The sequence below is a fragment of the Thiohalocapsa halophila genome (assembly GCF_016583825.1).
GTDB classification, from domain to species: Bacteria; Pseudomonadota; Gammaproteobacteria; order Chromatiales; family Chromatiaceae; genus Thiohalocapsa; species Thiohalocapsa halophila.
Genome location: NZ_NRRV01000084.1, coordinates 1 through 18,349 on the forward strand (window position 1 = coordinate 1; position 18,349 = coordinate 18,349).

An 18,349-nucleotide genomic window follows, 5' to 3' on the forward strand; every position below is an offset into this window, starting at 1 on the left:
CGCTGATCAGCGCGCTCCCGTGCGCTGCACGCAGCCCGCCTCCAAGCCGGTGGCGGCCTGGTCGTCATCGCCCTCCAAAGACGCCTCCACCTGAACCGGCGCTTCTGCGTCCAGGGTAGGCAGGCGTGCCGGCGAGCGCAGCGGCTCCAGCTCGGCTCGCTCCGCCGCGGCCGCGTCATTGCAGACTCGTCCGTAGAGGGCGAGCATGCGCTCGGCCATGGCCGGCGCGGACCAGCGCTGCGCATAGGGCCGCGCCCGGGCCCTGAGGGACGCGTGCAGCGATGGCTCCGTGAGCACCCGCACCGTCTTCTCGGCGAAGTCTTCGACATCATCCCGGGCGATGAGGCAGCCTTCGCCGTCGCGCAGCACCTCCCGGGTGCCCATTTCGGCGGTGGCGATGACGGGCGTCCCCAGCGCCAGGGATTCCAGCAGCACCAGCCCCTGGGTCTCGGTGCGGGAGGCGAAGACGAAGGCATCGCCCGCCGCGTAGCAATCCTCCAGCGAGCCGTCCCGGCTCAGATAGCCCAAAAAGCGCACCTGATCGGCAATACCCAGCCGCCGCGCCAGCGCCTCCAGCTGGCGGCGGGCGGGGCCCTCGCCGGCGATCACCAGCAGCACGTCCGGCACCGCGACCCGCACCTGGGCGAGCATGTACAACAGGAAGTCGCAGTTCTTCTCGAAGGCGAGCCGCCCCACGTGGACCAGCAGCGGGCGGTCGCTCGGGATGCCGTAGCGGCGGCGGAAGGCTGCACCATCGCCGCTGCCGAACTTGCGCAGATCGATGCCCGTCGGCACCACCTCGGCCGCGGTGCGCACGCCGTAGCGGGTCAGCACCTCCAGCATCGCCTCGGACGGCACCGCCAGGGCATCCACGTCCCCGCACTGTGCCGCCGAGAAGCGCCGTGCCACATAGCGCATCCAGGCGCCCGGCACCAAGGGCACGTATTTGTCGAGGTATTGCTCGAAAAAGGTATGATAACTGGCCACCACCGGCACCCCGAGCCGCCGCGCCAGGGCCTGGCCCGCATAGTGCGCGATAAACGGCGTATGGATGTGCACCAGGTCGAATTGCGCCGCCTGCAGGCGCTCGTGGTGCTGGCGCATGCGCCCCCAGCGGATGATCCGGTCCTCGGGGTCGAAGAGAAAGTACCGCGACGGCAGGCGGATCACCTCGAAGGGCTCCGACTGCGACTCCCCGTAGTCCGGCGCCAACAGCGTCACCTGATGGCCGAGCCCGACGAACTCCCGGGCGAAGGTCTGGATCGACGTGGACACGCCATTGACCCGGGGAAAATAGACGTCGGATATCATCAACACGCGCATGGGTCGCTGTTCGCGGCCGGGCCGCGTCTTCTTGCTGGCGGAGAACAACCTTGTCATGGTACCAGCCCGTCACGAATACACTGCCAGCGATGGCCGCGGCTCAACGTCGCCAGCGCCGGCGGGTCGCCTCCAGGGGCCGAGTGTGCCGGCGCTGCGAGCCCCGGTGGCCGCACAGCGGGAGCGGCTTGCGCCGCCGCTGTGCGGGGCTGGCGGCGAGCCTGACCATCACGCTGATATGGGGACTGCTCCCGCCCGGGACACCGCAGGCGGCAGAGCCGACGCTCTGGGGCTACGGCGTGCGCGGCTGCGAGGCTTATCTCGCGGCAGCCACGGCGGCGCAGCGCGGGAGCCCCACCGAGCTGGCGCGCTACGAAGACTGGCTGGCGGGCTTCATCTCGGCGTTGAGCCTGGTCCTCGGCGAGGACGTGCTGCGTGACACCGATCTGAGCGCAGCCATGCGCGGCACCCGCAGCTACTGCCGCGACAACCGCGACCAGGACTTCTTCAACGCGGCCATGGACGTCGTGCAGAGCACAGCGCGCCTGCCTTGAGCGGGCAGCGACGCTCGCCCCCACCGAGCTGACTCCCTTGTGCACGTCTTGGCGGGAGCGCCAACCTCGGCGCTCCCGCCTGGCCCGTCGCGGCAAGGATGCCGCTCCCACACGGCACCCGCGCTGTGGGAGCGGCTTATAGCCGCGACGGGCCCCGGCAGCAGCCTCGCCGCCGGCGTCGCGGCAAGGATGCCGCTCCCACACGGAACCCGCGCTGTGGGAGCGGCTTATAGCCGCGACGGGCCCCGGCAGCAGCCTCGCCGCCCGGGTCGCGACAAGGATGCCGCTCCCACACGGCGCCCGCGCTGTGGGAGCGGCTTATAGCCGCGACGATCCCGGCAGCAGCCTCGCGGCCCGCATCGCGGCAAGGATGCCGCTCCCACGGGGCGCCCGCGCTGTGGGAGCGGCTTATAGCCGCGACGATCCCGGCAGCAGCCTCGCGGCCCGCGCTGTGGGAGCGGCTTATAGCCGCGACGATCCCGGCAGCTGCCTCGCCGCCCGCGTCGCGGCAAGGATGCCGCTCCCACACGGCGCCCGCGCTGTGGGAGCGGCTTACAGCCGCGACGAAGCCGGCGGCTGCATCGTCCGGCGCATCCGAAAGACGACTGCATGGACGCATGCCCCTCGGCAGGACCTGTTCGGCGCCGCGCCCTTGCCCCCATGGCCGCGGCGGGATTGTCACAAAAATGCAATCCTTCGTTCATAGAAGGTAAACGTCCCCAGTCCAGAATGGGCGGCTCTGAACCCTTACCCAACGGAGTCGAGACCATGAAGAAACAAGTGCTCGCCCTCGCCGTCATCGGTGCTGCCGCCGCTTCCACCGGGGCCATGGCCCGGGACACCATCAACATCGTCGGCTCGTCCACGGTGTTCCCCTTCGCCACCGCCGTGGCGGAGCAGTTCGGCAACACCACCGACTTCCCGACGCCCAAGATCGAATCCACCGGCTCCGGCGGCGGCATGAAGCTGTTCTGCGCCGGCGTCGGCGTGGAGCATCCGGACATCACCAATGCCTCGCGCCGCATGAAGGTCTCCGAGTTCGAGATGTGCCAAGAAAACGGCGTCGACGAGGTGGTCGAGGTGAAAATCGGCTACGACGGCATCGCCATGGCCAACTCCAAGGAGGGCCAGCAGCTGGAGCTCTCCCCGCGTGACATCTGGCTCGCACTCGCCAAAGACGTGCCCAACCCCGAGGGCGGCGAAGAGCTCGTCCCCAACCCCTACGAGACCTGGCAGCAGGTCAACCCGGACCTGCCGGACATGGAGATCGAAGTGCTGGGCCCGCCGCCGACCTCCGGCACGCGCGACGCCTTCGCCGAGCTGGCCATGGAGTCCGGCTGCAAGAGCTTCGACTGGATCGCGGAGATGAAAGCCGAAGACAAGTCCAAGTACAAGGCCGTTTGCCACGCCATGCGTGAGGATGGCCCCTATGTCGAGGCCGGCGAGAACGACAATCTGATCGTGCAGAAGCTCGAGGCCAACCCCGATGCAGTGGGTATCTTCGGCTTCAGCTTCCTGGACCAGAACTCCGACAAGCTGCAGGGCGCCAAGATCGACGGCATCCCGCCGACGTTCGACAGCATCGCCAGCGGTGAGTATCCGGTCTCGCGCTCGCTCTACTTCTATGTCAAGAAGGCGCATGTCGGCACCGTGCCCGGCATCGAGGAGTACGTCGCCGAGTTCACCAGCGACAAGGCCTGGGGCCCCGAGGGCTACCTCGCCGACAAGGGCCTGATCCCGCTGCCCGAAGACATGCGCGCCGACATCGCCAATGCGGTGGAGAACATGGAGCCCATGTCCAGCCCCGAGTAATCGGCACATCGCCGTGTGCTAGGCTCGCAGCATCCTGCCGGGATGCCGGGCCCCGAAGACACGCCGGCGACCACACGGTCGCCGGCGTTCGCTTTTAGCCGTCTCTGCCTCTGTCATGTCCCAGACCCTCCTGCTCGTGGTGATCCTGGCCGCGATGGCCCTCGCCTTCCAGCTCGGGCGCGGTCGCGCCATCCGCACGGCCGGCGGTCCGACCGGCATCAAGCACCTGCACTCCCTGCCCGCCTACTACGGCTGGTATGTCGCCATCTGGGCCGGCCTGCCGGCATTGCTGCTGTTGCTCGCCTGGATCGGGCTCGAAGAGCGCGTGATCACCGCGCTGCTGGTGCAGGGCCTGCCGGCGGAGATGACCCAGGACCTCTCCGAGGGCCGGGTCGGGCTGCTGGTGAACGACATCAAGAACCTCGCCACCGGCGGTATCACCTCGGGCGACGCGACGCCGGTAGTGCAGGCCGCCGCCGAGCGCTACCGGCGCTGGACGGGCATCGCCGACGCCGCGCGCTGGGTGCTGGTGCTCGCCGTGGCCTTGGCGGGCCTGAGCGTCGCCTGGTGGCGGCTGGCGCCCGACTTTCGTGCACGCAACCGCGTGGAATCCACGGTGCTCGGCATCCTGGTGCTGTTCTCGTCCATCGCCATCCTCACCACCCTCGGCATCGTGCTGTCGGTGCTGTTTGAATCTCTGCGCTTCTTCCAGCGTGTGCCCTGGACCGAGTTCTTGTTCGGCACCGAGTGGAGCCCGCAGATCGCCCTGCGCGCGGATCAGGTCGGCGCCACCGGCGCTTTCGGCGCAGTGCCGCTGTTCACGGGCACACTGCTGATCTCCGCCATCGCCATGCTGATCGCCGTGCCCATCGGCCTGCTCTCGGCCGTGTACTTGTCGGAATACGCCTCCCGGCGGCTGCGCGCCTGGAGCAAGCCGACGCTGGAGGTGCTGGCGGGCATCCCAACGGTGGTCTACGGCTTCTTTGCGGCGCTCACGGTGGCTCCCTTCATGCGCGAGCTCGGTGAGTCCATGGGCTTGGACGTGGCCTCCGAGAGCGCGCTCGCCGCCGGTGCCGTCATGGGCATCATGATCATCCCCTTCGTGTCGTCCCTGTCTGACGATGTCATCAACGCCGTGCCCCAGTCCCTGCGCGACGGCTCCTATGCGCTCGGTGCCACTCAGTCCGAGACCATCCGCCGGGTGATCCTGCCCGCGGCGCTGCCGGGCATCGTCGGCGGCGTGCTGCTGGCCATCTCGCGGGCCATCGGCGAGACCATGATCGTGGTCATGGCGGCCGGGCTCGCGGCCAACCTGACGGCCAATCCGCTGGAGAGCGTCACCACCGTCACCGTGCAGATCGTCACCCTGCTCACCGGCGACCAAGAATTCGACAGCGCCAAGACCCTGGCGGCCTTTGCCCTGGGGCTGACGCTGTTCGCCGTGACCCTGACCCTCAATGTCATTGCCCTGCACATCGTGCGCAAGTACCGAGAGCAGTATGAGTAGCACCACCGCCGTACCAACGCGGGCCATCGACGTCGTCAACGCCAGTCTGAAGCGGCGCTACGCGGCCGAGCGCCGCTTTCGCCTGCTCGGTCTCATCGGCGTGCTGCTGGGGCTCAGCTTCGTGGCGATGCTGCTGCTGAGCATCGTGAGCAAGGGCTATACGGCCTTCGAGCAGACTTACATCCAGCTGCCGGTGGTGCTCAGCGCCGCCGACATCGATCCCGACGGCGTCATCGCCAGCCCGGACACCCCCGCCGAGACCCGGCGCAAGGCCCTGGTGCGGGCGAACTTTCGCACCCCGGTGCGCGATGCGCTGAAGGCGCAGTTCCCGGATGTCAGCGGCCGCAGCGGGCGCCGTGCCCTGCAGGGCCTGGTCAGCAGCGGTGCGGCGCTGCAGCTGCGCGATCTGGTGAGCCGGGACCCGGCGCTCATCGGCACCGAGCAGACGCTGTGGCTGGTGGCCGACGACGACGTGGACATGTTCATGAAGGGCCGCTCCACGCCGGTCGCGGAGCAGCCCGGTGTCGGCGAGGCACGGCCATCCGGCACCACCGGCGAGATCACGCTCACCTCCACCGCCGACGACTTCGGCGTGGTCATCACCCGCGTGCGCGATTTCCTACAACGCTGGCTCACGGACCTGGATCGGGACATCGCCCGGCTAGAGCGCATACTCGTCGACCTCGCCGAGGAGGGCTCGGCGATCGACGCCGCCATGGCCGACGCCGAGGCCACAGCCCGAGCCAAGCTGGCCGACCGCGCAGAGCGCGTGGCTGGGCGCGCCGAGCGGATGGCGCGCAAGCTCGAGCGCACCCGCGCCGAGCGCGCGGACATCACCGAGCGCCTCGCCGCCGCCGACGCGGGCAAGCCCCTTGCCCTGTCCGACGAGATGCCGAGCTTCCTGGTGGCCGTCAACGACGGCATGGTGAAGGTCCAGCAGGCAACCCCGGCGCGGCTCACCGGCACGGTGGTCAGCACCCTGGACGGCGCCGATCCAGCGCCCCCCGGCACTTGGCAAGTGCTGGAGCTGCGCACGCCCGAGGACGACCGGCGCCTGTCGGACCAGCAGATCGCCTGGATCTGGCAGCTCCAGCAGCGCGGCGTGATCGAAAAGCACTTCAACACCCTGTTCTTCACCAATGGCACCTCCCGCGAGCCGGAGCTCGCCGGTATCGCCGCGGCCCTGGTGGGCTCCCTCTATACCCTGGCGCTGACGCTGTTGTTTAGCTTCCCCATCGCCGTGGGGGCCGCGCTCTACCTGGAGGAGTTCGCACCGAAGAATCGCTTTACGGACTTGATCGAGGTGAACATCAACAACCTCGCCGCCGTGCCGTCCATTGTTTTCGGCCTGCTGGGTCTCGCGGTGTTCATCAACTTCTTCGGCGTGCCGCGCTCCACACCCCTGGTGGCCGCCATGGTGCTGACGCTGATGACCCTGCCCACCATCATCATCGCCAGCCGCGCGGCGCTGAAGTCCGTGCCGCCGTCCATCCGCGAGGCGGCGCTGGGCGTGGGCGCCTCGCCGCTGCAGACGCAGTTCCATCATGTGCTGCCGCTGGCGCTGCCGGGTATGCTGACGGGGACCATCATCGGCATGGCCCAGGCGCTCGGCGAAACGGCACCGCTGCTCATGATCGGGCTCATCGCCTTCATCGTCGACATCCCGGGCGGCGTCACGGACCCCGCCACGGTGCTGCCGGTGCAGATCTTCATGTGGGCGGACAGTCCCGAGCGCGGCTTCGTGGAGCGCACCTCCGCCGCCATCATGATCCTGCTCGCCTTCCTGATCCTGATGAATCTCAGCGCCGTGCTGCTGCGCCGGCGCTTCGAGCGGCGCTGGTAAGGGCTGAGGGCTGAGGGCTGAGGGCTGAGGGCTGAGGGCTGAGGGCTGAGGCAGGATCCACCCGTACTTCGCACTTCGCACTTCGTACTTCGTACTTCGTACTTCGTACTTCCAACCATGAACACCACAGCCGAAGCCATCGAGACCTCCACCGCCAACCTCAAGGCGAGCGATTTCGACGGCGATCGCACCTTCGAGGGTACTCTCGGGGACATCACCGCCGCCGAGGCCCGCATGGAATGCCGCCAGGTCAACGTCTGGTACGACGACAACCACGCCATCCGGGAGGTGAGCCTGGACATCGGCAAGCACGAGGTGGTCTCTATGATCGGCCCCTCGGGCTGCGGCAAGTCCACCTTCCTGCGCTGCCTGAACCGCATGAACGACACCATCCCGGCGGCCAAGGTCACGGGGTCCATCAAGCTCGACGGCAGGGAGGTGCTCGACCGCGGCATCGATGTCGTGCCCCTGCGCGCGCAGGTAGGCATGGTGTTCCAGAAGCCGAACCCGTTTCCCAAGTCCGTCTACGAGAACATCGCCTACGGCCCGCGCATCCACGGCCTGACCAACCACCGCGAAGAGCTCGACGAGCTGGTGGAGACCAGCCTCAAGCGCGCCGGACTCTGGGAGGAAGTCAAGGACCGGCTGGAACAACCGGGCACCGGCCTCTCCGGCGGCCAGCAGCAGCGCTTGTGCATCGCCCGCACCATCGCCGTGTCACCGGAGGTGATCCTGATGGACGAGCCCTGCTCGGCGCTGGACCCCATCGCCACCGCCGTCATCGAGGAGCTCATCGCCGAGCTGCGCCAGGAGTACAGCATCGCCATCGTCACCCACAGCATGCAGCAGGCGGCGCGCGTGTCCCAGCGCACCGCCTATTTCCATCTCGGTGATTTGCTGGAGGTGGGCGCAACGGGCCAGATCTTCGAAGACCCGCAGCATAACCTGACACGGGCCTATGTGACGGGGCGCTTCGGCTGATCGGCACGGCCTCAACGTCTTTCCCGTCCGTGCACCGGCACACCTTGCGTAGCCAGGGCTTCCAGCCCTGATGCCATCCGTCCAGGATACGGCCTGACGGGACAACACATCGCCGCTCGTGGCCGGGGCTGCCTGCGCCGCGGCAGGCGCCCGACACCATGCCAGTGTCGCGAAGCAGAGCTTCGCCGCGTTGGTCGCGAAGCTGGAGCTTCGCGACCAGGTGGGACGCCGAGGCCGCAGACGCACTCCGGCAAGGCTCCACGCTCCGGTGACAGTCGTTAGACTGTCCATCGGCACTCAAGAAGCCGAGCAGGAGCCGCGATGACCGACGACGACACAGACCTCAGCGGGCCCAGCGACCACTACAGCCCCTGGAAAGACGCCCTGGAAGGCTGGTTCCCGGAGTTCCTGGCGCTGCTGTTCCCCGCCGTTCACGCCGGCATCGACTGGTCCCGCGGGCATCGCTTCCTGGACAAGGAGCTCCAGCAGATCGTCCGCGATGCCGAGACCGGCCGCCGCTATGCGGACCCTGGAGCTGTTTCGCATCATCGACTGGATGATCCGCCTGCCGGCGGCGGCGGAAGCGGCCTTCCGCCAGGACCTCTACACCTTCGAGGAGAGCAAGCAGATGCCATACATGACGAGCGTTGAGCGGGCCGGGATCGAGAAGGGGCTGAAGCAGGGCTATCGCGACGGCGAGGCCGACCTGCTGCTTTGGCTCATCGAGAAAAAATTCGGTGCCGCGGCGGTGGAACAGGCCCGATCACGGATCGAAGAAGCCGACAGCGACACGCTGCGCGGCTGGTCGGAGCGCATCCTGAGCGCCGACAGCCTGGAAGCGATGTTCAGCTGATCGGCTCGGCCTACCCGACGAACATCTGAACAGACGGGTCAAGACCGCCCCCGGCAGCCGGGCACCGGCCTCTCCGGCGACCAGCAGCAGCGCCTGTGCATCGCCCGCACCATCGCCGTGTCACCGGAGGTGATCCTGATGGACGAGCCCTGCTCAGCGTTGGGCCTTGATCATAACTCCGACCGCCTTGGGTGCTGACCGGGTAGTCAGGCCATCTTGGCGTGACGAAATCACGGCTGGCAGCCCTGGCTACGCAGGGTGCGCCCGCGCGGCTTGATCGTTCGCGCGACCAGTAGTGGTAGGGTGGACGAGCGACAGCGAAGTCCACCCCAGGATCGCCCGTAAGCTGGTGGACTGCGCTGCGCTTGTCCACCCTACGCCCTACGCCCTACGCCCTGCGCCTGCCCGAGTGGTCGGCGTTGTGATCGAGGCTCGGCGTTGGACCCCATCGCTCCCCCCCGTCATCGAGGAGCTCATCGCCGAGCTGCGCCAGGAGTACAGCATCGCCATCGTCACCCACAGCATGCAGCAGGCGGCGCGCGTGTCCCAGCGCACCGCCTATTTCCATCTCGGTGATTTGCTGGAGGTGGGCGCAACGGGCCAGATCTTCGAAGACCCGCAGCACCACCTGACGCGGGCCTATGTGACGGGGCGCTTCGGCTGATCGGCTCGACGTCGATGGCGCTCCCGCCCGTGCACCGGCACACCCTGCCTGGCCAGCGCTACCAGCCCTGATGCCATCAATCCAGGATACGGCCTGACGGGACCGCGCATCGCCACTCGTGTGTCTCCGCCATTTCAGCCCTTGGCTGTCCAGTTGCGAGCCCTGCGACCCCGAACATATCCTGGCCCGGGATTGCATCGGCCCCCGCCGGCCCGTGCTGAGCCTGGCTATCGAGCCCGCCGCCGGCAGCGACGAGGACAAGCTTCTGGAGGCACTCGACAAGCTGGAGCAGGAGGACCCGACGCTCCAAGGTCGAGGACGACCTGGAGACCGGCCAGCGGCTGCTGAAGGGGACTGGCGGAGCTGGAGCGTCCGGATCTGCTCCCACGCTGGAGCGTGGCGACAACGGCGGGGCGTCATGCGAGCGCATCCGCCGTCAGACGCCAGTGCTCGCCGCGCGCTCCAGTGCCTCGGCCGCCCAACTATCCAACGACTTGCCGGAGGCACGTGCTGCCGCAAGGGCGTGGTCCCGGGTTCCGGGGGCGACGAGAACGACAAGCTCCTCGACTGCGGACGGATCCTTGCGGTCGTCGTCCGCCGAATCGGCCAGGTAGTCTTCGACGGCCTGGGCCATCTCCGCGCGGAGCTCGGCGACGGACTCCGCATGGAAGCTGACGATGTCGGGCACGCCCAGCAGGCGTCCGACGAAGACGCGATCTCGGTCGTCGTAGCTGATCCGGGCAACGTGCCCGCGATAGGTCATAGTATTCATGGCTCGACTCCAGCCCGTTGCAGCAGCTCGCGGGCCTCCTCGACTTGGTAGCGTTTTGCCTCCTTGCCCGGATGCGGTCGATGGCAGCGCCAAATCGCCCCGTTGAGCTCGATTCTGACGCGAGAACCGGCGCGCTCCTCGATCATTGCGCCGAGCGCCTTGAGTAGAGACTCGATGTCCGCGAACGGGATAGACGCGGGCGTCGGCTGGACGAAGATCGCAGCGAGCGTGCGGCGTTGTTTCGAGTTCATCGGCATACGATAACGTATCCCTGGCCTTGCGCCCTACGTTGCCGTTGCTCCGCGTCGACCCGCCGAGGTACCCGCCCAGCGACCACGACAGCCCCTGGAAAGACGCGCTGGAGAGCTGGTTTCCAGAGTGTACGATAGAGGCTACACACGCAAGACCATCCTGGAGCTGTTTCGCATCATCGACTGGATGATCTGCCTGCCGGCGGCAGCGGAAGCAGCCTTCCGCCAGGACCTCTACACCTTCGAGGAGAGCAAGCAGATGCCATACATGACGAGTGTTGAGCGGGCCGGGATCGAGAAGGGGCTGAAGCAGGGCAAGCAGATCGGCTATCGCGACGGCGAGGCCGACCTGCTGCTTTGGCAGATCGAGAAAAAATTCGGTGCCGCGGCGGTGGAACAGGCCCGATCACGGATCGAAGCAGCCGACAGCGACACGCTGCGCGGCTGGTCGGAGCGCATCCTGAGCGCCGACAGCCTGGAAGCGATGCTCAGCTGATCGGGTCGGCCGGTCGTCAAGCCGGGCAGGGAGCGTTGCGGGTGTCCTCGAGCCGTCCCCAGCGCTGGCCGAGCTGCGCGACGTGCGAGATCTCCTCATCGCGCAGATACGCGAAGCCTTGGCGCATGGCCGGATGCGCGGCATCCTCGGCGAGCCGGGCGTAGTGCTCGGCGGCGGCCTCCTCCCGGGCGAGGGCGACGGCGAGGATGTCATCCTCATCGGGCTGTGCGGGCAGCTCCGGATTGTCGATCAGGGCGTCGAATCGGGCCGACGTGTGCGGGAGCGTCATCTGCGACTGCAGCTCCTCCATGAAATCGACCCGCTCCAGCAGCTCCACCAGATGCGCATGATGCTGGCGCTCCTCGTCGGCCAGCTCCGCCACCAGCGGCACCAGCGCCGGGCGCACCTTTCCGGTGAGCTCGGCATAGAATAGGTGCGCGCTCCATTCGAACCGAATCGCGGCCTGGATCAGCGCCCGCGCTGTGGTTTGCTGCGCCAGACTGGCTGCGTCGACTTCACTGGCTAAGGCCATGAGGGAGCCCCCGGTTGGTTGAGCGGCGACGCACTGAGAGACGCCGGCGCTTGCGGCAATCGCGAGTGCTCCATCCAGCCTGAAACATGCCCGGAGTTCTGCGAACCTCGTCGCGAATTGATCCGGGTGGCAACGCCAGACATGGCTTAAACTTCGGCTTCTCAACACCAGCAGGAGGCGACTGGAATGCGACTCCGTGATCTTCGCCCACCACCCCATGGCGCGCGGCAGCCAACCGCGCGCGCCGAGTCTCGCCACGCCCAGACGACGCAACCGAGGAATGCATAGCCCATGCGTAAGCAGCACGATCCCGCCAGGCTTCCGACATCGCGACGTCCTGTCGCGAAAGCCCTCATCGCATGTCTATTGAGCGCAACAGTCACCGCGCACACCCCCATCAGCCTGGCCAATACGGCACCGGCAGACGCCGAAGCCGAGCTGGGTGCGGCGGTGGACGCGCGGGAGGAGCTGATCGAGCTGAAGAACGCAGTCCTGGAAGCGCCCGAAAACCCCCGCCTGCGTTACAGACTCGGCACCGCCTATTTGCAGGCCGGCGATGGCGCCGCCGCCGAGAAGGAGCTGCAGCGGGCAATCGACCTCGGCCTGGATGACTTTCCCGTGCGCGTCAAGCTCGCCGAGGCCTGGATCGCGCAGGGAAGATCCCAAGACGTCCTCCTCGACCAGGACCTCAAAGAGGCCTTGGACACCCCCAATCAAGCCGCCGTGCTGACACTCTACGGCAAGGCGGAGCTGGGCCGCGAGCGGCTGGCCGCGGCGCGCGAGCGTTTCGAAGAGGCGCTGACCCTGACATCCGATTATGCGCCGGCGCAACTGGCGCTGGCGCGCCTGGAGCTGACAGAAGACAACCTGGGTGCCGCCGAGCTCCTATTGGCCCGCCTGGAGCAGGGCGAGGCTCCGGACCTGGCTGCGATCAACGAGGTCCGCGGAGACCTGGAGATGGCCCGCGGCGACTTCGATGGGGCCGAGCAGGCCTACCGCACCGCTCTGGAAGCAGCACCGGGGCGGGCTGACCTGATGCGCGATGCCGCGTATGCGGTGATGAGCCGAGGCGAATTCGAGGCTGCCGAGGCCGAGCTAGAGACGGTCCTGCGGCGAGCCCCGAACGATGGGAATGCGCAGATGATGCTCGCCATGGCCGCCTTCGAGCAAAACGACTATGACCGCGCTGCGGAGATTGCGGCTAGCTTCACGGGCCCGAGTCAGAGCGCGCCGCTGCCGCTCTATATCGCCGGTGCGGCGTCGTATTTCCTGGGCAATCACGAACAGGCGCAGGAGTACCTCTCTCGTTACGTGGCCCGGGTACCAGAGGACGCGGCCGGACGCCGGGTTTACGCGGCGACACTCCTTGAGCTCAATGCCGGTCGTGAGGCGTACGAACAGCTTGCCCCCTTGGCTGATTCGGCAGAAGGCGACGCCGGCCTGCTAGCTCTGCTGGGTCGGGCCGCCGTCATGTCAGGGCGCGCTGAGGAAGGCGTTACCTATCTTGAGCGAGCCGTTGCGCTAGACCCGGACAACAAGGCATACCAAGTACAGCTCACAAAGGCGCGCCTGCGCACCTCGCATCGCGAACAAGGTCTGGCCGAGCTGGAGGCATTCGCCAACGATCCAGACATCGTGGGAGCCCGCGGCATGCTGCTCCAAGAGCGATTCCGGGCGGGCGAGCTTCAACAAGCACTGACCACGCTGGACGATGTCCAGCGCAAAGGCACAGCAGGCATCAATGCACGCATCCTCCGCGCCAAGGCCCTGCTTGGCGTAGGGCAGAACGACGATGCGCAAGCACTGCTGCGCCGCATCCTAGATGAAGAGTCCGACAATATCTCGGCGGTAGCCCTGTTGGCGGAGGCTTTGCTCAAAGAAGGGAAAACACAACAAGCAGTCGCTGCTGCACAGCGACTGGCCACGGCCAATCCCGACGCCGTCGCACCCCAGGTACTGTTGAGCCGCATCGAGCTGCGAGCAAATCGAGAAGTCGCTGCGATTGCTCGCCTCGAGGAATTGGTGCGCACGCACCCGACAGCGGTTGACGCCAGACTGTCACTCACAGATGCGTACGCTGCACAACAGCGCTGGGACGAAGCCGAGCGGCTGCTGGAGAATGCACAGCATCCTGATGCATTCAAAGTGCTCTTGGCACGCGGTCAGTTGGAGATTGCGGCGGAGCGCCCGAACGCCGCCATCCGGTCGCTGCAACAGGCACTGCAGCAGAAACCAGATTCCATCGAGGCCCGCATCAAGCTCGCCCGCGCAGCCCGTCTCAACGGCGACCTCAACGCGGCCCAGGAGGCGGTCGAAGTGGCGAGCCAACTGGCGCCGGAGAATCCACTCGTGTTATTCGAGCGCGCTAGGCTCGCACTGACGGACCTCGCGTCCACGCAGTCACGACTGCGTCAAGCTGCTCAAGATGTCGAAGCCCTACGCAAGCGCGAGAGCACCAGCAGCGACGTTGCCTTTCTGGAAGGGCAGCTTGCTCTTCGCCAGGGCGACAACGAGCGCGGTCTCGCACTCCTACGCCGCGCCTACGAGATAACCCGGTCCAGCCAGGCGTTGCTGGGCTACACGGACGCGCTCTGGGCTGTAGGCCGCCGAGAACTTGCCATGGACGAGCTTCAGCAGTGGCTCGAGGCCCACCCAGACGACGTCAGCGCCCTACTCACGCGCGCCAGTTACTGGCTTATGGCGTCCGACTACTCGGCAGCGAGCGACGATCTCGCCAGGGCTCGGTCAGCCGGCGCAGACCACGCGTGGCTGGATGCGACCCTCAGTTACGCGCTGGCACGCTCTGGCGATATCCCAGCGGCGGACCGATACGCACGCGCGGCGCTGGACGCGGCTGGAAACGATGTATTGGCGCTCAATGCCATGGGCTTGGTCAGCCTTGCCCGCGACCATGCCAGATCGGCGGTTGACTTTCTTGAGCAAGCGATCACTGCGAGTGGTCAGCGCGCCCCGCTGTCGCTGCAGCTCGACTACGCCGAGGCGCTACAAGCAGCTGGCAACGTTAACGAGGCGCGTACGCTGGCACAAGAGATACTCGCCCGGCTAACCCCGGACTCACCGCTGCGGGCGCGGGCAAAGGCGCTATCCGGGCGCTAAGCAACGCCTTCCCCGCCTCATGGGGCGCTTGCCGGACCCGCGAGTGTAAGGAATCGCAAACACCGAATAAGCGTCCCTTTTTCCATAATAATCAAAGACCATGGAGGCCAGCATACAGCGTATTTCGCGTCGGTCGCCTCCACCCCCCTTGGCACTACCGAGCGAGGCCCCCTCATCTGTCAGCTTTTTTTACAGACCCCCACCATCCGGACTCAGAGCTGCCGGGCGCTGTGAACATAATCCTTTACAACACTGGAACTTAAAAAACTTGGCAAGCTTTATGCTTGCAGTATGAGCAGAGTCGGAGCTTGAAATCCGAGCTGTAAGGGCTCTGCCCTCAGGCATGAGGAGCGCGCACATCCTGGTGGATGCGCAGTGGCAAAGTCCCCCCTGTCCCGCAATCCAACGGCCATAAACTGAAACAAGAGGTTCAGACAGTCATGCAAAACCTGAAGACCATCGCCCTGTCGGGCGCTGTTACCGCAGCCTTGGCCATGAGTCTGCCGGCGGCTTCGGCCATCGTTGACGGAAACCCAGGCACCGTCGGTAATTTCTGTTCTGTTGGCACTGACGGCACCAACCCGGACACCTTCCGCTTCTCCGCCACGAGCCGGTACCAGTACACCTGCTACATCGGCTCCGCAGGTCAGACGCTGGACCCAGCTGCGGGTCACATGGCTCTGACCGACTTGGCGGATGACACCGCGGTCAATATCCAGGAGTTCGTGTTCGCAGGCGAAGTCACCGGCACCCTGCAGGTCACCAGCTTCGAGACCGGCGTCGAGACGGGCACCATCAGCTATTTTGTGGAGTTGGCACCGGCTCCAGGCTTTGAGCCGGACGATCAGCCCGACATCCGCTTCGCGGATGTGACCATCACACAGGAGACTTTGCAGCAAAACGACGACAACACCGCATCGCGTAAGCAGATTACCGGCCAGAACAACGTCGTCATTAGCGATGCAGCCTTCACGGCAGATCTGAACGCCAGCGGCCAAGGCGGCACGGATTCCGCGACCTGCGGGGTCTGCCGCAAGTTTGCCGTCACTGACTCCTTCGACAACAACGTGAGTGGTGTAGGCGGTGATGCTGGCCGCATCCAAAGCCTGACCAACACCTATGTCACCGTCGTGCCGGCGCCGGCGCCGCTGGCCTTGCTGGCCGCAGGCCTCATGGGCATCGGCATCTTCCAGCGCCGGCGCAAGGCGGCGTAGCTCCGGGAAACTGCCGGCCGTGTTGCTCGTCGCCGAGGGCGGCGAGCTTGAAACACCCCGCGGCTGCGGGGTGTTTTTTTTGCGCCATTGTACCGACGCCAAGTAGGACGGTATCGCGTCGTTCCCATGTGGCGATCTTGGCTTCGGCGGCTCTCACTCAGCAGACAACGGTGTCTCCCAGCAGCTGCTCAGACCGCCCCAACGAACTGCATGCTGTGATGCGCACGCCCATGGATCGGGCTGCGCAGCTCCGTTCCGTGGCATAGCCGAGCACCTCGGCCAGCGCCACTTCGCAGGCGACGGCCGCCGTGCCATCGCCGGTGCCCGTTGCCTAGATCAGGAGCCGGCGGTGCTGTGTGTGCCGCAGCGCGGCGCCGAAGTTGTCCTCGCGCTGCTCGCCCGGGAGTCAGCTCCGCCGCTTCCGGCAGCACCTCGGGCGCCAGATGCAGGCTGTTGCCGGCACTGCGCGGGGCCGGAATCACCTGCACCCTGGCAACGGCGGTTAGCTCCGGGTGCTTACCGTCGGGACTCGACGGGTGAGTGTAAAGAAAACTGACACTCACGTCGGCGGTGATGCCCTCGCGCACGGCGGCCTTGATCATCACTAAGACCATCTGGCTCGCTGCCTGCGTCTTCAGGCCATCCTGGCCTCAGACAATCAGGGCTGGAAGCCCTGACGACGCAGGGCGCGCCCGCGCCGCGCAGCAGCCGCTGGCCCGCGTCAGGGTCTTGCGCTCAATCGCCGCCCGCTTGCCCACGCAGCCGGGCGAGCTCGCGCTCGGCCGCCTCGGCGCGCTGCTCGGCGACTGCGGCACGCTCGGCCTCGGTCGCGGCACGCTCGGACTCGGCCGCCGCCTGCTCTTGCGCGACTGCCGCCTGCTCCTGGGCGGCCACCGCCTGCTCTTCGGCGGCCGTCGCGCGCCGGTCCGCCTCGCGCCAGCCGGGCAGGACGAAGGGATACACCGGATCATCCAGCAGCCGATCCGGCTCCGGCTGGCGCTGCAGGTCATCGATGCGGAACTGAAAGCCGGGGAGGGCCCGGGACTGGATCACGCCGTCCACCGGGGCGATGGGCTGATAGAGGCCGGAAGGACTCAGACTGAAGAAGCCCAGGTGGCCATCGGTGCGGTGGAGGATGTAGTACTCCGGCACGCCGGCGGCGGCGTATTCGGCCTTCTTGGTCACCAGGTCGCGGACGATGCCGGCGCGATCCTCGTCCGACAGGGCCTCGACACAGAGGTCGAAGACGCCGTGGTAGGACCGGTCGAGCGGCAGCAGCGGCGCCGGGTTGGCCGCCAGCACCAGGCCCAGGTCGGGGCGGCGGATGACGGTGCGCCCGGGCAGGGCCAGGCGGAAGCCCATCTCCAGGGCCGCGAGCTGACCGACGGGGTGCTCGCGCAGGTAATGCCGGAGCAGCTCCACGAACCACAGATAGACGAGATACGTGGCCTGATCCGACACCGGCTTTTCCTCCAGGCGGCCGTTGTTCCACTCGTACCGGCGCTCGGCGTCCAGGTAATATTGGCGCCAGTAGTCGTCCTCCGAGACGAGCGCGGCGGTGGCTGCGGCTGGTGCCTTCGCGGGGGCTTCTGCGATCGCGGGCTGCGTGCTCATGAGGCTGTTGAGGGGCTGCCGGGGGGCTGCTGGCGGGGGCGGTTCGCTCGACTTGGGCCTGCCCGCGGGAGCAGCGACCAGGCGGTGTGACGAGAGGATAGCATGCTGCTCCATGCCGTTCCTGCGGGAGCGGTGCGTTCGCTCCAGGAGCCTGACGGCGGGCTCTTGGTGCCTGATTTCACATGAAGCTGCGACCGGCGAGGATGGGTTTCGCTTCGCTCTGCCCATCCTACGAGCACCGGTCGAAGCGCAGGAAGTGCATGCTGAATTGTCCCCGCCCCTGCGTGAGGCTGCGCAGCAGCCGCTGGCTCGCGTCAGGGTCCTGCGCTCAATCGCTGCCCGCTTGCCCACGCAGCCGGGCGAGCTCGCGCTCGGCCGCCTCGGCGCGTTGCTCGGCGACCGTGGCACGCTCGGCTTCGGCCTCGGCACGGGCTGCCTCGGTCGCGGCACGCTCGGACTCGGCCGCCGCCTGCTCCTGGGCGGCCACCGCCTGCTCTTGGGCGGCCGCCGCGCGCCGGTCCGCCTCGCGCCAGCCGGGCAGGACGAAGGGATACACCGGATCATCCAGCAGCCGGTCCGGCTCCGGCTGGCGCTGCAGGTCGTCAATGCGGAATTGGAAGCCGGGGAGGACCCGGGACTGGATCACGCCGTCCACCGGGGCGATGGGCTGATAGAGGCCGGAAGGGCTCAGGCTGAAGAAGCCCAGGTGGCCATCGGTGCGGTGGAGGATGTAGTACTCCGGCACGCCGGCGGCGGCGTATTCGGCCTTCTTGGTCACCAGGTCGCGGACGATGCCGGCGCGATCCTCGTCCGACAGGG

The 18,349-nt window shown here is 67.1% G+C and carries 13 protein-coding genes and 6 pseudogenes; 13 read left to right on the plus strand and 6 right to left on the minus strand.

Features of this window, described 5'->3' with window-relative positions:
* Positions 1-6: 6 nt before the first annotated feature.
* Positions 7-1,323: a glycosyltransferase gene (locus CKO31_RS22535; protein WP_200241871.1), complete on the minus strand. Its 1,317-nt coding sequence runs from the start codon at positions 1,321-1,323 to the stop codon at positions 7-9.
* Positions 1,324-1,508: 185 nt separating this feature from the next.
* On the opposite strand from CKO31_RS22535, the gene CKO31_RS22540 reads away from it, so the two are divergent.
* The 10 genes and pseudogenes from CKO31_RS22540 to CKO31_RS27895 all read left to right on the plus strand — a co-directional run.
* Entirely contained in the window at positions 1,509-1,874 is a 366-nt protein-coding gene (locus CKO31_RS22540; RefSeq protein ID WP_200241873.1) for a hypothetical protein, read from the plus strand.
* Positions 1,875-2,642: 768 nt separating this feature from the next.
* Positions 2,643-3,686, plus strand: coding sequence for a PstS family phosphate ABC transporter substrate-binding protein (locus tag CKO31_RS22545; RefSeq protein WP_200241875.1), 1,044 nt, complete (start codon positions 2,643-2,645; stop codon positions 3,684-3,686).
* A 115-nt stretch (positions 3,687-3,801) separates the two neighbouring features.
* Positions 3,802-5,193, plus strand: a complete 1,392-nt coding sequence (gene pstC / locus CKO31_RS22550) for a phosphate ABC transporter permease subunit PstC (RefSeq protein ID WP_200241878.1) — start codon at positions 3,802-3,804, stop codon at positions 5,191-5,193.
* Positions 5,186-5,686, plus strand: a pseudogene (locus CKO31_RS27435) (DUF3333 domain-containing protein); the annotation flags it as partial. The gene pstC and the pseudogene CKO31_RS27435, both read left to right, overlap by 8 nt.
* A 543-nt stretch (positions 5,687-6,229) precedes the next feature.
* A pseudogene (gene pstA / locus CKO31_RS27440) lies at positions 6,230-7,036 on the plus strand (phosphate ABC transporter permease PstA); the annotation flags it as partial.
* A gap of 117 nt (positions 7,037-7,153) precedes the next feature.
* Entirely contained in the window at positions 7,154-8,017 is an 864-nt protein-coding gene (pstB, locus tag CKO31_RS22560) for a phosphate ABC transporter ATP-binding protein PstB (protein WP_200241884.1), read from the plus strand.
* A 499-nt stretch (positions 8,018-8,516) separates the two neighbouring features.
* Positions 8,517-8,870: a transposase gene (locus CKO31_RS22565; protein ID WP_306341777.1), complete on the plus strand. Its 354-nt coding sequence runs from the start codon at positions 8,517-8,519 to the stop codon at positions 8,868-8,870.
* Positions 8,871-8,909: 39 nt separating this feature from the next.
* Positions 8,910-9,048: pseudogene (locus CKO31_RS22570) on the plus strand (ATP-binding cassette domain-containing protein); the annotation flags it as partial.
* Between the two features lie 254 nt (positions 9,049-9,302).
* Positions 9,303-9,534 (plus strand): annotated as a pseudogene (locus tag CKO31_RS22575) (phosphate ABC transporter ATP-binding protein); the annotation flags it as partial.
* Between the two features lie 214 nt (positions 9,535-9,748).
* A pseudogene (locus CKO31_RS27895) lies at positions 9,749-9,832 on the plus strand (hypothetical protein); the annotation flags it as partial.
* 138 nt (positions 9,833-9,970) lie between these two features.
* On the opposite strand, the gene CKO31_RS27030 reads toward CKO31_RS27895, so the two are convergent.
* Complete coding sequence (locus tag CKO31_RS27030; RefSeq protein ID WP_242475595.1) at positions 9,971-10,306, minus strand: type II toxin-antitoxin system HicB family antitoxin; 336 nt, start codon at positions 10,304-10,306, stop codon at positions 9,971-9,973.
* Entirely contained in the window at positions 10,303-10,563 is a 261-nt protein-coding gene (locus CKO31_RS22585; protein ID WP_200241887.1) for a type II toxin-antitoxin system HicA family toxin, read from the minus strand. The genes CKO31_RS27030 and CKO31_RS22585 overlap by 4 nt, the downstream gene beginning before the upstream one ends.
* Positions 10,564-10,684: 121 nt before the next feature.
* Between CKO31_RS22585 and CKO31_RS22590 the strand changes: the two genes are divergently transcribed.
* Positions 10,685-11,053 (plus strand): hypothetical protein, encoded by a 369-nt coding sequence (locus CKO31_RS22590; protein ID WP_200241890.1) that lies wholly within the window; start codon positions 10,685-10,687, stop codon positions 11,051-11,053.
* A gap of 16 nt (positions 11,054-11,069) precedes the next feature.
* Here CKO31_RS22590 and CKO31_RS22595 read toward each other — a convergent pair whose 3' ends face one another.
* Positions 11,070-11,585 carry a ferritin family protein gene (locus tag CKO31_RS22595; protein WP_200241892.1) on the minus strand — a complete coding sequence of 172 codons (516 nt, stop codon included), beginning with the start codon at positions 11,583-11,585 and terminating at the stop codon, positions 11,070-11,072.
* 291 nt (positions 11,586-11,876) lie between these two features.
* Between CKO31_RS22595 and prsT the strand changes: the two genes are divergently transcribed.
* Together prsT and CKO31_RS22605 are read left to right on the plus strand one after the other, a co-directional pair.
* A complete protein-coding gene (gene prsT / locus CKO31_RS22600; protein WP_200241895.1) occupies positions 11,877-14,702 on the plus strand; it encodes an XrtA/PEP-CTERM system TPR-repeat protein PrsT in 2,826 nt (941 codons plus the stop codon).
* Positions 14,703-15,142: 440 nt separating this feature from the next.
* Positions 15,143-15,916: a hypothetical protein gene (locus CKO31_RS22605; protein WP_200241897.1), complete on the plus strand. Its 774-nt coding sequence runs from the start codon at positions 15,143-15,145 to the stop codon at positions 15,914-15,916.
* A 735-nt stretch (positions 15,917-16,651) separates the two neighbouring features.
* Here CKO31_RS22605 and CKO31_RS22610 read toward each other — a convergent pair.
* Together CKO31_RS22610 and CKO31_RS22615 are read right to left on the minus strand one after the other, a co-directional pair.
* The gene (locus CKO31_RS22610; RefSeq protein WP_200241899.1) at positions 16,652-17,530 is read right to left on the minus strand and encodes a Uma2 family endonuclease; all 879 of its coding nucleotides are present in this window, start codon (positions 17,528-17,530) and stop codon (positions 16,652-16,654) included.
* Between the two features lie 328 nt (positions 17,531-17,858).
* Positions 17,859-18,349: pseudogene (locus tag CKO31_RS22615) on the minus strand (Uma2 family endonuclease); the annotation flags it as partial.